Annotated in this window: 12 protein-coding genes; 8 read left to right on the top strand and 4 right to left on the bottom strand. The window is 73.3% G+C overall.

From position 1 onward, the window contains the following. Positions 1–265: 265 nt before the first annotated feature. From LX15_RS08380 to LX15_RS08365, 4 genes are read left to right on the top strand one after another with little or no spacing between them, the layout of a single operon-like run. The gene (locus tag LX15_RS08380) at positions 266–622 is read left to right on the top strand and encodes a hypothetical protein (protein ID WP_253668932.1); all 357 of its coding nucleotides are present in this window, start codon (positions 266–268) and stop codon (positions 620–622) included. Between the two features lie 36 nt (positions 623–658). Further along, positions 659–1,258 (top strand): DUF3558 domain-containing protein, encoded by a 600-nt coding sequence (locus LX15_RS08375; RefSeq protein ID WP_253668931.1) that lies wholly within the window; start codon positions 659–661, stop codon positions 1,256–1,258. An 11-nt stretch (positions 1,259–1,269) separates the two neighbouring features. Next, on the top strand, positions 1,270–2,604 hold the full coding sequence (locus LX15_RS08370) for a hypothetical protein (RefSeq protein ID WP_253668930.1): 1,335 nt from the start codon (positions 1,270–1,272) through the stop codon (positions 2,602–2,604). 10 nt (positions 2,605–2,614) lie between these two features. Then, positions 2,615–3,400 carry an ESX secretion-associated protein EspG gene (locus tag LX15_RS08365; protein WP_253668929.1) on the top strand — a complete coding sequence of 262 codons (786 nt, stop codon included), beginning with the start codon at positions 2,615–2,617 and terminating at the stop codon, positions 3,398–3,400. Here the strand turns inward: LX15_RS08365 and LX15_RS08360 are convergent. The 4 genes from LX15_RS08360 to LX15_RS08345 all read right to left on the bottom strand — a co-directional run bounded on the left by LX15_RS08360 (position 3,397) and on the right by LX15_RS08345 (position 9,730). Continuing rightward, on the bottom strand, positions 3,397–5,148 hold the full coding sequence (locus LX15_RS08360) for a serine hydrolase domain-containing protein (RefSeq protein WP_253668928.1): 1,752 nt from the start codon (positions 5,146–5,148) through the stop codon (positions 3,397–3,399). The genes LX15_RS08365 and LX15_RS08360 overlap by 4 nt on opposite strands. Before the next feature lie 8 nt (positions 5,149–5,156). Beyond that, positions 5,157–6,425 carry an exo-beta-N-acetylmuramidase NamZ family protein gene (locus tag LX15_RS08355; protein ID WP_253668927.1) on the bottom strand — a complete coding sequence of 423 codons (1,269 nt, stop codon included), beginning with the start codon at positions 6,423–6,425 and terminating at the stop codon, positions 5,157–5,159. Positions 6,426–6,433: 8 nt separating this feature from the next. After that, positions 6,434–8,242: a glycoside hydrolase family 3 protein gene (locus tag LX15_RS08350; protein ID WP_253668926.1), complete on the bottom strand. Its 1,809-nt coding sequence runs from the start codon at positions 8,240–8,242 to the stop codon at positions 6,434–6,436. A 636-nt stretch (positions 8,243–8,878) separates the two neighbouring features. After that, positions 8,879–9,730: an HAD family hydrolase gene (locus LX15_RS08345; protein WP_253668925.1), complete on the bottom strand. Its 852-nt coding sequence runs from the start codon at positions 9,728–9,730 to the stop codon at positions 8,879–8,881. Between the two features lie 568 nt (positions 9,731–10,298). Between LX15_RS08345 and ssd the strand changes: the two genes are divergently transcribed. From ssd to LX15_RS08325, 4 genes are read left to right on the top strand one after another with little or no spacing between them, the layout of a single operon-like run. After that, positions 10,299–11,381, top strand: coding sequence for a septum site-determining protein Ssd (gene ssd / locus LX15_RS08340; protein WP_253668924.1), 1,083 nt, complete (start codon positions 10,299–10,301; stop codon positions 11,379–11,381). Further along, positions 11,378–12,565, top strand: a complete 1,188-nt coding sequence (locus LX15_RS08335) for a TadA family conjugal transfer-associated ATPase (RefSeq protein WP_253668923.1) — start codon at positions 11,378–11,380, stop codon at positions 12,563–12,565. The genes ssd and LX15_RS08335 overlap by 4 nt, the downstream gene beginning before the upstream one ends. Then, complete coding sequence (locus LX15_RS08330) at positions 12,559–13,386, top strand: type II secretion system F family protein (RefSeq protein WP_253668922.1); 828 nt, start codon at positions 12,559–12,561, stop codon at positions 13,384–13,386. The genes LX15_RS08335 and LX15_RS08330 overlap by 7 nt, the downstream gene beginning before the upstream one ends. Continuing rightward, the gene (locus tag LX15_RS08325; RefSeq protein ID WP_253668921.1) at positions 13,383–14,111 is read left to right on the top strand and encodes a type II secretion system F family protein; all 729 of its coding nucleotides are present in this window, start codon (positions 13,383–13,385) and stop codon (positions 14,109–14,111) included. The genes LX15_RS08330 and LX15_RS08325 overlap by 4 nt, the downstream gene beginning before the upstream one ends. The last annotated feature ends 30 nt before the right edge of the window (positions 14,112–14,141 follow it).

The following is a 14,141-nucleotide window of genomic DNA, read 5'->3' as shown; positions in this document are numbered from 1 at the left end:
TTAACGATCTTTTGATGTTTATGGTCGGAAGTTTTCCAACAAAAACGCACCGCTTCGCCGTTCCCCCACGTCGCGTGGGTCGCCCCTCTCCATCGGAACGAAACGCGTCGCGATGGAGACGGCGTGCTGTGGTGCATGTCACTACCCGAGTGGAACCGAAGTTGACCCGGGGGCGTCACAAGTTCACCGAAACAGTCGTTGCATCTGCGACTGGTGCGGCATGATGTGGCGGCCGTATGGGTGAACCTCGCCAGGGGGGGCGGTTATGAGCGCTGGACACTTCCGCATCGACCTCGCGCGGGCTCCACAGGTCGTGAAGGACCTCGAGGAGGCCAGGAACCAGCTCCAGAACCTCCGCGGGAAGATCGACAACCTCGCCTACTCCGGTGACCCGGGCAAGGACGAGGTCAGCGTCAACGCCAAGAACCAGCTCCAGCGCCTCGCCACGGACTCGTCGCAGGGGTCGTTGGCGACCGCCACGGCGGCCTACCTGAAGGCGATCGAGGACGCGATCAACGCGATGAACGAGACCATCAGGACCCACATGACGACCGAGGAGCTGAACACCTACCACGCCCGCCCCTACGAGGGGCCGAAGCCCTGGGTCGACCCCTACACGTGATCGACCCGGCCCGTGACGCGCAGCGTGGATGAAGGTATGAGGCACACGACGAGGATCGGCGCCGCCGTCGCCGGCGTGGCCCTGCTGGCCGTGGTGGCCGGGTGCGGGGACGCTCAGCCGGGCCAGGCCCGCCCCGCCGGCGAGTCGGGGGGCTCCTCCGCGACGAGCACGTCGGCGGCCGGGGGCGAGCGCCTCGCCCCGCCGGTCAGCGACCCCAGGGACGCCAGCGGCGTCGCCCCCTGCGACCTGCTGAAGCCGGAGGCGGCCACCGCCCTGGGCTTCACGCCGCCCGGCCAGCCGCTCTCCGACCCCTCGTTCAAACCCTGCCAGTGGCGGGGGCCGAACGGCGCCTCGGTGAGCGTCTTCGCCGACACCAGGCGGGAAGGGCTGTCCGAGGTCTACAAGCAGAAGTCCCGGTACAAGGACTTCCGGCCGGTCACGCTCGCCGGTGGACACCCGGCCGCCTACGCCAACGTCTCCGACCCGGAGATCGAGTGCTCCATCTTCGCCGGGGTGGCGGACTCGCAGGCGGTGGTGGTGCGCCACCTTCGCCCGACCGGCGACCGCGGCAACCCGTGTGACAAGGCCAAACTGGTGGCCGAGGCAGTGATCGCCGGCCTGCCGGCCGGGAAGTGATGGGGGCACCGATGGGTGACTTGGGGCTCAACAAGACGAACGTCAACTGGCAGGCCAAGCAGCTCGACGACCTGTACCGGGTCAAGGACGGCGAGGCCACCTTCGAGGACAAGGTCCAGGACTGGAAGGGCGTCGCCGCCGAGTTCGAGGCGATCGGCCAGTACATCGACACCTCGCTCCGCCAGGCGCGGGTCGTCCAGGAGGGCGCCGCGGCCGACGCGCAGCAGCAGGCGATGCAGCCGCTCGCGCAGTACGCCGACGCCTGCAAGGGCTACGCCGAGATGACCGCGAACGCGGTGCAGGAGCAGGGCGGCCACCGGGTCACGGCGATGGTCAGCCTGCCCGAGAAGATGGACAAGCCCAAGCTCAACTGGTACGAGGCGATCACCCTGCCGGGCCTGGTCAACCACGAGCTGGAGAAGGCCCAGTACGACGAGCGGACCGAGCAGGCCCGCAAGGTCATGCAGACCTACGAGACCAGCACGAACGCGAACCTCTCGTCGATGCCGACGTTCGAGCCGCCGCCCCCGATGGCCTTCTCGGTGGAGGTGCCCTCCGGCGGCCAGACCCCCGCCTGGAACGGCGACTACGGGACCGGCACGTCGGTCGGCGGCGCCGGTTCGACCGGCGGGAGCGGCGGGTCGGCCGTCGCGCCGCCGCCCGCCGTCGTCAACCCGAACTTCACGTCGCCGTCGACCGTGCCGAACGGCGGCGGTGGTGGTGGCTGGACGCCGCCGAACCACACCAACCCCCTGCCGACGCCCAAGCCCACTCCCACTCCGATGCCGTTCCCGCCGCCGGCCGGCGGTCCGCGTCCTGGCCCGGCGCCCACGCCGCGCCCCAACCCCGGTCCGCGTCCCACGCCCATGCCCGGTCGTCCGACCGGTCCCGGGACCGGCGCTGGGCGCAACACCGGTCCGGGCGGCCGGGTGAACCCCGGGGGCCGTGCGCTCTTCGGCCCCGGCGGTGGCCCCGGCGCCCCCAGCGGTCCTGGCGGTCCCGGCGGCCGCGCCGGTTTCGGCCCCGGCGGCGGTGGTGTCGGTGGCCGTGGGTTCGGACCCGGCGGGTTCGGCCCGATGGGCGGCGGCGCGGACATGGGCTCGCGGTCCGGCCTCGGCCCGGGCGGCACGTCCGGAGTCGGCGCCTTCGGCCCCGAGGAGAACGGGCGTCAGGGCGCGTCGGCCGGTCGTCCCGGCGCCTCGGGTCCCGCCGGCGCCGCGGGCGCGCACGGCGCCCGTGGCCAGGGCGGGGAGGACAAGGAGCACAAGCGCCCGAACTACCTCGTCGAGATGGAGGACATCTACGACGACGGCACGAAGGTCGCGCCGCCCGTGATCGGCGGCTGAGGGGACGCTGGTGAGCACGAGGATCACGCTGTCGCTGTTGGCCGTGGACGCGCTCCGCGAGCACCTGGACGTCAAGCTGCCGGTGCTGCTGGAGGTGCCCTCGCACGGCGACACCCTGGACGAGCGCCCCGGCCTGCTGCGCCGCGGCTGGGCGGAGATCCAGGAGAGGGGCCTCGGCCGGCCGGGTGAGCTGGACCCGTTCGTGGAGGACGCGTTCCACCTGCTCGCCCGGCCCCCGGTCGGCGTGCACGTGATCTTCGGCGAACACCCCGACGACGAGCGCGCCGCCGTCGTCGGCATGGACGGGGACAAGGCGGTGCTCGCCGCGATCCTCGACGGCGAGTTCGTGCTGGAGCGGCTCTACGCGCCCTCCGCGGCGCGGACGCTCGTCGGGATGCTGCCCGACGCCCCCGCGGGAACCGGGGTCTCCGTCACGGCCGCCACCGACGCGCTGGAGGACGTCGTGCGGCGGTCCGCCGGATCCGCGAACGCCATGGCGGCGGGCTTCGCCTCGGTCGGCCTGCGCCAGGAGGACGCCCAGCACCTCGCGCGGGTGCTGACCGCCCAGCGGCTGCGCGGCGGCCAGTTCGGGGCGAAGAGCTTCGACTACGTCACCGGCCGCACGACGCGGGTGCCGTTCACCGTCGACTTCATCGACACGACCGACGGCCGCTACCTCGTGCAACACAAGCCGGCGGGTGACGGGCGGCGGTGGTTCACCCTCGCGCCCGGCGACCGCAACCGGCTGACCGAGCGGGTCAACGAGCTGATCCGCTCGGCGAGCTCCACGCGCTAACGCCCGGCCGGCCGCCACCCCTCCGCGGTGAGCCGGCCGGGCTCCCGCTCGTCGTCGAGCAGAACACCCCGGCCGTCCCGGATCCGGATGCCGTCCAGGTACACGCCTCGGCCCGAGTACCTGGCGTCGGTGGTGTGGCGCCACCGCAACCACAGTTCGCGCCCGTCGGGGCGGAGATCGGCGCGGACCCGCCACCAGTTCCGGTGGCCGGCGCCGGCGAGCGCGGTGCGTTCCCCGTCCGGGGCGCCGGGTCCGCTCGCCCTGACGGGCACCGCGGCCCAGCTCCGCCCACGGTCCACACTGGACTCCAGTGTGAGGGTGTCCGTCGGCTCGGTGTCGACGAAGGCGTCGAAGGACACGGACACGTGGCCGGTCCTCGGGGCCAGGGCGGGGGAGCGCAGCGTGGCGGTCCGCCCGTTCCCGACACCGGAGAACCAGGCCTGGTCACCCGCGACGGGACGGACGGCCAGCGCCCGCGCCAGGCCCCCGGCCACGGCCTGGCGAGCGGGATTGACGCTGCCCCACTCCCGGCTGGGGTGAACCCGGTTGGTCAACAGCACGGCGATCGACCGCGACGCGGGATCGATGACCAGCGAGGTCCCGGTGAACCCGGTGTGCCCCGCCGTGCGCGGCCCGGACAGGCCGTCCATGTACCACCGCTGGTCCAACTCGAAGCCGAGACCGTGGGCGTTGTCCGGGAACCCCGGGTTGTAGTCGGTCAGCATCTGCCGGACGGTCTCCTGCCGCAGCACGCGGCGCCCCCGGTAGACGCCCCCGTTGAGGATCGTCTGGCCGAGGACGGCGAGGTCCTGCGCGGTGGAGAAGACACCGGCGTGGCCGGCGACCCCGCCCAGCGACCACGCGTTCTCGTCGTGCACCTCGCCCCGCACCACTCCCCTCGGCGGGGTGGTCGTGTACTCGGTCGCCGCGACGCGGTGCCGCACCGACTCGGGCGGGTTGTAGCCCGTGTCCCGCATCCCCAGTGGCTCTGTGATGCCCTCGCGCACCAGAGACGCCAGGTCCGTCCCCGAGACCCGCTCCGCCAACACACCCAGCGTGATGAGGTTGAGGTCCGAGTACACGTACCTGGTCCCCGGCGCCGCCTGAGGTTTCGCCTCCAGCACCGCGCGGATCCGGGAGGGCTTGTCCGGCCAGTCGCGCCACAGTGGCAGGAACGGCTCCAGACCCGAGGTGTGGGTGAGCAACTGTCGGACGGTCACCGTCTCCTTGCCGTTCGCGGCGAACTCCGGCAGGTACCGCGACACCGGCGCCTCGACGTCGACGCGGCCCGCCTCCACCTGGCGCATCACCACGATGGACGTGAACAGCTTGGAGATCGAGGCCAGGTCGAAGATCGTGTCGGTCCTGGCCGGCTCCCACCGGTCCCTCGGCAGCTCCTGCCCGCCGCCGTCCGGGCGCGTGCCCTCGTAGCGCAGCGCGTAGCCCGCGGCGTCCCGTCGCACGACCACCCCGTCGTGCGCCAGCAGGGTCACCGCCCCGGAGAACAGGGGGTGCGGTGTTCCCTCGGTCCAGGCCCGCACCCGGGACAGGGCCTCGTCGAGCGGGGCCGGGTCCAGCCCCACCCGCTCCGCCGTGCCGTCCAGCAGGACGGTGTGGGGCGGGGCGAACGCTCCTCGGGGCCGGTCGAAGCGGCCGGTCCAGCCGGCGGACTCCGCGTCGGGGTCGGCCGCCGCCGAACTCGACGTCAGGGCGAGCAGGGCGACGAACACCAGGGCCAGACCACGCATCGCGCACCTCACCGGTAGAGCAGGTACCGCTCGCGCTGACGGCGGAAGGCCCTCAGCTCCGCGTTCCACGCGCCCACCACCTCGTCGACCCCGGCCCCGGCGTCCACCTGACGGCGGAGCCGGTCGGACCCCGACAGCCGGTCGATCCAGTTGTCCGACCGCCAGGAGAAGAGGTCGGGGTAGCGCCGGCGCGCCGTCACGAGCATCGCCACCGCCGTGCGGATCGCGTCGAAGTCGCCGGCCTCGGTGATGTGGAGCTGGACTCCGCCGCAGGTCTGCTTCTCGTGCTTGCCGAAGGTCGGCACGAAGAACGTCTCGCGGAAGGCCACTCCGGGCAGATGGAGCGCGTTGAGGTCTTCGGCCCACCGCCAGTCCACCTTCGGCGCGCCGACCGTCTCGAACGGCCGGGTCGTTCCACGCCCCTCGGAGAAGGAGGTGCCCTCGAATAAGCAGGTTCCGGCATAGGCCAGCGCGGTGTCGGGGGTCGGCATGTTGGGGCTGGGCGGCACCCAGCGCAGGCCGGTCTCGGCGAAGCGGGCGCTCCGGCGCCAGCCCCTGACGGCAACGACGTCCAAAGAGGACAGACGATGGCCGTTGGCGTCGGCCGGCAGGAACTCCGCGTCGAACAGGCGGGCCAACTCGCCGGTCGTCATGCCGTGCTGTTGCACGATCGGCTTGCGCCCCACGCCCGACGCGAAGGCCGGGTCGAGCTGCGGCCCGAACGCCTGGCCACCCAGCGGGTTCGGCCGGTCGAGCACGACGAAGGCGGCGCCGGTGGCGACCGCCGCGCGCATCGCCGTGTACATCGTCCAGATGTAGGTGTAGAAACGCGCGCCGACGTCCGCGATGTCGAAGACGACCACCTCGACGTCGGCCTTCCGGAACATCTCGGCGAGCTTGTCGGCGGTGACGCCGTAGGCGTCGTACACGGGAATCCCCGTCCGGGGGTCCTGGTAGTCGCCCTCCGAACCACCCGCCTGGGCGGTTCCCCGGAACCCGTGTTCGGGGCCGAACACCGCCGACACGCGGACGGCGCCGGACTCGTGCATGGCGTCGACGACATGACGGAGGTCGTGGAGCACGCCCGTCGGGTTGGTCACCACGCCCACGCGACGCCCGGCCAGGCGACGCCAGCCCTCGGCGGCGAGCACGTCCGCGCCGGTGGACACGGTGTGCCGGCGAGGAGCCTCCGGCGAGGCACTGGCGGCGCCGCCGGCGAGAACCGGCCCCGCCGCGGCGGACACGGCGAGGAACCCCCGTCGGGACAGGCCACTCATCGCGCCGGTCACCAACTCAGGCCGTGGCCGAACGGGAACCGCGGGGTGTCCGGCCTGCCGGGCTCGGGCACCGTCACCGGAAGCTTGCCCCGGGGCGACGACTCGCCGAACAGCACCTTCGCCAGCGACTCCATCGCGGGGCTGCCGTAGGAGTAGGTCACCAGCCACGTGCGGGCCTGGTCGACGTACGCGGCGTCGTAGGGGTCTCGCACAGCGACCGTGATCACGGGCTTGCCCGAGTGGGCCAGTTCGCGCACGAGGTCCTGTTGCTGGCTGTCGTCCCACGCCTGATGGGTGAGCACGACGGTGAGGTCGTGGTCGCGTGCCGCGGCGACCGCGTCGCCGATCGCCGTCGGACTCGGCTTCGGACCCGTCGTCTTCCGCGTCGTCGCGACGCCCCGCGCCGAGATCCGCTCCGTGAGGACCTTCGTCGCGCTCTCACCCCACCCGGTCACCAGGACACGGCCGGGCTTGGTGCGCAGGGGCAGCAGCCCGTCGTCGTTGCGCAGCGCGGTCAGGGTGCGGTCGGTGATCTCCTGGGCCGCGGCCAGGTGTTCCCGGGTGCCCACGACCCTGTCCACCGCCGTCTCGTCGACGAACGGCTGGTGCGGGATTCCCCGGTTGAACTTCACTGTGAGGACGCGTCGCACGCTGTCGTCGATCCGGCGCTCGGAGAGGCGACCCGAGCGCACGGCGGCGAGCACGCCGTCGTAGGCGGCGCGCAGGTTCTGCGGCATCAGGAGTTGGTCGGCGCCGGCCAACAGGGCGCGCACCGCCAGCTCGGCGTCGGGGTACCGCGCGCGCACGGCGTCCATCTGGAGCGAGTCCGTGATCACGACGCCTCGGAAGCCCAGCTCCTCGCGGAGGATCCCGGTGAGCACCTTCGGCGACACCGTGGCGGGCTCCTGGGAGTCGTCGAGCCCGGGGACCACGAGGTGCCCACTCATGATCATGTCGACGCCCTGGGCGATGGCGGCGCGGAACGGGGGCGCGTCCAGCCGGCGCCACTGCTCGCGGTCGTGGTGGATCACGGGCAGCCCGCTGTGGCTGTCGACGTTCGTGTCCCCGTGGCCCGGGAAGTGCTTGATGGTCGCGGAGACCCCGCGCCGGGGGCTGCCCTCGCCCTCGTAGCCCCGCACCTGGGCGGCCACCATCTCGGCCGCGAGGCCCGGGTCGGACGAGAACGACCGGACTCCGATCACGGGGTTCGCGGGGTTCGTGTTGACGTCCGCGACGGGCGCGTAGTTCTGGTTGATCCCGACCGCGCGCAACTCGGCCCCCGCGATCCTGGCCGCCCCGCGGGCGTCGTCGACGCTGCGGGAGGCGCCCAGGGCCATGCTGCCGGGGAACTGCGTCGCCGGCGCGCCGAAGCGGGTGACCACGCCGTGCTCCTGGTCGGTGGAGACCAGCAGCGGGACCCCGGCGCCCGAGGTGAGCGCGGCCCGCTGGAGACCGTTGGACAGGCCCGCGACCTGCTTGGGGTCGACGAAGCTCTCCGTCCACGAGAAGTAGATGACCCCGCCCAGGTGGTACCGCCGCACCACCTCGGCGGGAGTGTCGACGCCGAACTCCTCCTGGTTCTTCGGATGTCGGCTGTCGGCCCCGCTGCCATAGGCGTAGGTGACGAAGAGCTGGCCGACCTTCTCCTCCAGCGACATGCGGCGCAACGTGGCGTTCGCCCACGCGGAGGCGCCGTGGGCTCCGGCGGCGGCGCGTGAGGAGGGGTCGGCGTCGGAGGGCAGTGCGAGGCTGCCGGCGAGGGTCACCGCGGCGAGTGTGGTCAGGACACGGCGGCTGGTGGTGCGGGCCTTGGCCACGGGTGCCCCCTGAGAACTCTTCACCAACTGCAAGATTTTCCCTGGAAGTTACTCACGCCCCAGGGGTGGGTCAACGGCCGTTCAGCGGGCTCCTGGCCGGCGCGCCAGCCCCCCGTCCGGGGTCCTCGGACCACCTTGACGAGGGCATCGGCCGCCAGACAACCGCCAGCAAGGGGACAGGCGGGGGAAGGCACCCATGAGGTGAGTCGCGGGGACTGGCGGAGCGGCCCGGCCCCCGGACGCGACGACGGCGCCCACCCGGTGAGACTCCGGGGGGCGCCGCCAGTCAGCGCGAGCGTGCGGGTTACCAGGCGTGCACTCGTGTCGTACTTCCAGGGCTCGGCGTCCGGCGTCCCGATACGCAGCCCCTTGTCGACAAGCCTCCCGCGGCGTGCTAGGCGTGGGTGCCCGCGGCTCGCGCGCGGAGCCCTTCAGGGGTGGGCGGTGCTTCTCCTCGCATCGCCCCTGGCCTTCAGGTTGTCCGCACCTCCTTTGTAATCCGTGTGCGCCGTCACATCAAGGGCTCGGACGAGTGCACCGGTACAGGTACGGATGGCGCACGCCCTCCCCGGATTCCGGCTGCACGCCGTAACCGCGTACTCCGACGGCACCCCGGACGGAGGACGAGCGGCCGCCTCAGTCCTCGCAGCGCCGCCGGCGGCGCAGGCCGTACCAGGCCACGCCGGCGGCGGCCACGGCCCCGAGACCGACCGCGGCCGCCGCCGCGGCGACGGCCGTGCCGGAGGGGGTGGGAATCCTCGCGCGCAGCGACACCGGATGCGAGAAGGCCAGGACGGGCCAACCGCGCTGCACGGCCACCTTGCGCAGCCCCCGGTCCGGGTTGACGGCGGTCGGATGGCCCACCGCCTCCAGGAGGGGGAGATCGGCGATGGAGTCGGAGTAGGCGTGGCAGTCGGCCAGGTCGTACCCCCGCTCCGCGGCGAGCTTGCGGACGACCTCCGCCTTGCCCTCGCCCGAGCAGTAGAAGTCGACCTCCCCGGTGTACCGGCCGCTCTCCACGACCATCCGGGTGCCGACGCTGTCCGTCGCCCCCACCATCTGCGCGATCGGGCCGACGACCTCCTCGCCCGACGAGGAGACGACCACCACGTCGTGGCCCCGCTCCCTGTGCTCGGCGACGAGCTGCGCGGCCTCCTTGTAGACCAGCGGGTCGACGACGTCGTGCAGCGTCTCCTCGACGATCGCCCGCACCTGCTCGACGTCCCACCCCGCGCACAGGGCGGTGATGTGGGCGCGCATCCGGTCGGTCTGGTCCTCGTCCGCACCGGCGAGCATGAACACGAACTGGGCGTACGCGCTCTTGAGCACGGCCCGCCGGTTGATGAGGCCCTCCTGGAAGAAGGGCCGGCTGAAGGCGAGGGTGCTGGACTTCGCGATGACCGTCCTGTCCAGGTCGAAGAACGCCGCGACCCGACGGTCGGCCGACGACGCCGGGCCACTGCTGACATCGGTCACGCCGCCCAGCATAGGTGGGGGTGACCACCTTTCCGTGCGTCCCTCGAACGGACGGGAGGCGTCACCCGGCAGCGGAGGGATACAGTAGAAGCGTCCGGTGTTGCACCGGACGGGTTCAGCTCGACCCCCCGGGGCTGAACTCCGGCGACCCCCGTCCCTCCCCCCTGGCGGGGGTCGTCCCATGTCCGGGGTGGTTCCGGCCTCCCGCCTCGGCGGCGCGCCCTGGTCTCCCGATACGTCCCGTAAGCCTTCCTTCGCCCTGTTGGGGTCCGTCTTCACCTGAGCGGATTTCTTTCGGGATGCTGTCGGCTTCGCTTCGTGTCGTTGTCGGGATGTCGTCCGCGTCCTCGTCTTCCCGGAGGACACAGCACCCCGGTCGATCCTGCCGGAACAGTCCGACAGAAACCGGCCAGGTCACTCCAACGGGCACGTAGTTATCCACAGCCGCTCCGGTTGTCCACATGTTGATCTTGCGTCCTTGGCGGGCGGCCGCCGCCGGTCCACCGTGAGGACGGCGCAGACGGGCCAGGGCGGACGAGGGTCCGCGACCGTGCTGCGGGGACCGATCCGGGGGGATCAGATGGACACGACCAAACCGCTCGTCCTCGCCGACGACGGAGACCTGCTGGACGACCTGCTGCGCCTGGCAGCCGCCGCCGGTTGCGAACTCGAGCGCGCGCCGGACGCCGAGGCCGCGCGGCAACGGTGGTCGGCGGCGCCGATGGTGGTCCTGGACCCGACCGCCGCCGCGGACTGCGCGGCGGCCGGAATGCCCCGACGAGGCGGCGTGCTCGTGGTCTGCCCCGGCGAGCCACCCCCACCGGTGTGGCGTTCCGCGGTCGCCGTCGGCGCTGAGAAGGTGCTCGCCCTGCCGGCCGCCGAACACTGGCTCGTCAGCGCCCTCGCCGACGCCCACGAGTCACCGGGACCGGTGGCCGGCCGGGTGCTGACGGTGCTCGGTGGTCGGGGCGGCGGCGGAGCCTCCGTGCTCGCCTCGGCCGTCGCGATCGCCTCCGCCCGTCGCGCCCAACGCACCCTGCTCGTCGACTGCGATCCCCTGGGCGGCGGACTCGACCTCGTGTTGGGCGTCGAGGAAGCGGAAGGCATGCGGTGGCCGGAACTCGCGCTCACCGGGGGACGGGTCGCCGCGTCATCCTTGCACGCGGCCCTGCCGACCGCGGTGCTGGACGGCACCCCGCTCACCGTCCTGTCCTGCGACCGGGAGGGCAGGGGGCCGGAGCCCGACGCCGTCGCCACGGTGGTCGAGGCCGGACGACGCGCCGGCGAGACCGTCGTGTGCGACCTGCCGCGACACCTGCCGGACACGGCCCTGGCGGCGCTCGACCGCGCCGACCTGACGGTCCTGGTCGTTCCCGCCGAGGTCAGGGCCTGTGCGGCCGCGGGGCCCGTCGCGCGGATGGCGACGGAACGCGGGGCCCACCTCCGCCTCGTCGTGCGGGGACCGGCGCCCGGCGGCCTCGGCGTGCGGGACGTCGCCAACACGCTGGACCTGCCCCTGCTGGCCGCCATGCGCCCCGAACCCGGTCTGGCCAGCGCGCTCGATCGCGGCCGGCTCCCCCACCGGCCCCGAGGACCGCTCGCCCGAACCGCCCGCAAGATCCTCTCCGCCCTCGACGCGGCCGGCGCGGGAGGTGCCCGGTGAGCGCCGATCTCGTGGACCGCGTGCGCCAACGCCTCGCCGGAGCCGGCGTCGAGGTCACCCCGGCCGTGGTCGCGGACGCCGTCCGCGCGGAGACCGGGGGCGTCGTGGGCGACGTCGACATGCTCGACGCGCTCCGCCTGCTGCAACGGGAGTTCGTCGGGGCCGGCCCGCTGGAACCGCTCCTCCGCGACCCCGCCACCACCGACGTCCTCGTGTGCGCGCCGGGTGAGGTCTGGGTGGACCGGGGCGGCGGACTGAGCAGGGTCCACGACGTCCACTTCGCCGACGAGGACGCCGTTCGGCGTCTCGCCCAACGGCTCGCCCTGATCGCCGGACGGAGGCTCGACGACGCACAGCCCTTCGTCGACGGGTGGCTTCCCGCGCCCGCCGGCCCCGCCGGCGGAACGGGCGGATCGGTCCGGCTCCACGCCGTCCTCCCACCGATCGCGTCCCGCGGCACCTGCCTGTCCCTCCGGGTCCTCCGACCGGCGGCCCACGACCTGGACGCCCTCCTCCGTCTCGGCGCCTTCGGCCCCGGCACGGCGCACCTGCTGCGCTCCGTGGTCCGCGCACGACTGTCCTTCCTGGTGGTCGGCGGCACGGGCTCGGGAAAGACGACACTCCTCGCGGCCCTCCTGGGCTGCGTCCCCCACCAGGAGCGGGTGGTGTGCGTCGAGGACGCGGGCGAACTCGCCCCCGACCACCCCCACGTGGTCCGCCTGGTGGCCCGGCCACCCAACGTCGAGGGGGTTGGCGAGGTCACCCTGCGCACCCTGGTTCGTCAGGCCCTGCGCATGCGGCCCGACCGACTGGTGGTCGGCGAGGTGCGCGGCGCGGAGATCAGCGACCTCCTCGCGGCGTTCAACACGGGACACGACGGGGGAGCGGGCACACTGCACGCCAATTCCCCGGCGGAGGTGCCGGCCAGGGTCGAAGCCCTGGCGGCCCTCGCTGGCATGTCCCGGGCCGCCCTGCACAGCCAACTCGCCGCAGCGGTGCAACTCGTCCTGCACATGCGGCGTGAGCCCGGAGGAAGCCGCGTCCTCAGCGCGGTCGGCGTGCTGGAACGAGACGGCGACTGGGTGCGGATCGCGCCCGCCTGGACCCTCGCCACCGGATGGGGACCCGGACGGGAGCGGCTGAACGCCCTTCTCTCGGAGCGAGGGGAACCGCCGACATGCTGACCACCACTCTCCTGCTCGTCATGGCGGTTCTCCTGTGGCCCGCCGCCCCGGCCCGCTCCCGACTGCGTGGCATCCGTTCCCCGCTCGGCCGAGGCGCCCGTCGTCTCGCCCACCGGTGGGTGGCCGCTGTTCCCCTCTCCACGCCCTCACTGGCCGTGGCGGGAGCTCTCGCGGGGGCACTCGTCGCCGGGCCGGGTGGCGGGGTCGCCGGCGCGGTGTCCGCCGGCACCCTGTGGTCCCGCTGGCGGGCCCGGCGCGCCGAAGCCCTCCGAGTGTCCGCCCTCGCGAACCTCGCCCGAGCGCTCCGGCTCCTGGTGGCCGAACTCCGCGCCGGCGCACACCCCGCGACCGCGGCGGAGGGAGCCGCGGCGGACACCGACCCCCAGGTCGCGGGTGTGCTCACGGCGTTCGCGTCAACCTCCCGTCTGGGCGGGGACATGGCTTCCGCGCTTCGGACGATCTCGGAACAACAGCCCGTCCTCGGGGACGCGTTGGAGGGGCTCGCCAACGCCTGGGCCCTGTCCGAACGGTTCGGGGTCCCGCTGGCGGACCTGGTCGACGCGCTCTGCGCCGATCTCGAACACCGGGTCCGGTTCGCACGTCAGGTCCACGCCGGAATGGCTGGCCCCCGCGCGACTGCCGCGGTCCTGGCCGCCCTGCCCCTGTTGGGACTCCTGCTCGGCGAGGCCATCGGGGCGAGTCCGTGGAGCGTGCTCACGACGAGCGCGCCTGGCCAGGCGCTCCTGGCAATCGGAGCCTGCCTCGTGTGCGCCGGCCTGAGCTGGAGCAACCGCCTCACCGCCAAGGCGGCGCGGCCATGATGACCCAGGCAGCCTCGCTCGCCACGTTGGCAGTCGTCCTGCTCGTCGCTCCCGGCCCGGTGGTCTCCCGCACTCGGCTCACCAGCCTTCTGCGCCACGACCCGCCCGCGCCCCACCGACCACGACGAGAGTGGGCGCCGGTCCTGGTCGCCGGAACGGTGGGACTCCTCGTCGCGAGCCTCGTCACGGGAACGACCGGCGTGTTGATCGGATGCGCCTCAACCGCCACCTGCCTCATCGCCTGGCGGCGGCACTCCAGGCGCGCCTCGCGACTCGCCCCGTCTGACCCGCTGCGGCTGGCCGCGGGCTGGGACCTTCTGGCCGCGTCCCTCGCCGCCGGCCTCCCCGTCCCCGCCGCCGTCCGCGCCACGACCACCAGCCTGCCCCCGCCCGCCGCGGCCGTCCTCCGTCGGGTGGGGGAACTGCTCGCACTCGGCGCGGACCCCGTCGCGGCGTGGACACCCGCCCTGGACCACACCGACACCGCCCAACTCGCCCGAGCAGCCCGCCGGACCGCACGATCAGGGTCCGCGCTGGCCGACGTCGCCCGTCAACTGGCCACCGAACTCAGAGCAGAGGCCAGGGACACCGCGGAGGCCCGCGCCCAACGCGCGGGAGTCCTGATCACCGGGCCCCTCGGACTCTGCTTCCTCCCGGCGTTCCTCTGCCTGGGAGTCGTGCCCGTCGTCCTCGGCCTCGCCCATCGCCTCATCGATACCTGGTGACGCCTGACCCCTCTGATCCCCGCACAGCGC

Source organism: Streptoalloteichus tenebrarius (assembly GCF_024171885.1).
GTDB lineage: Bacteria > Actinomycetota > Actinomycetes > Mycobacteriales > Pseudonocardiaceae > Streptoalloteichus > Streptoalloteichus tenebrarius.
The sequence above is the reverse complement of the archived record's forward strand: the minus strand, read 5'-3'. Positions and strand labels throughout refer to the sequence as shown.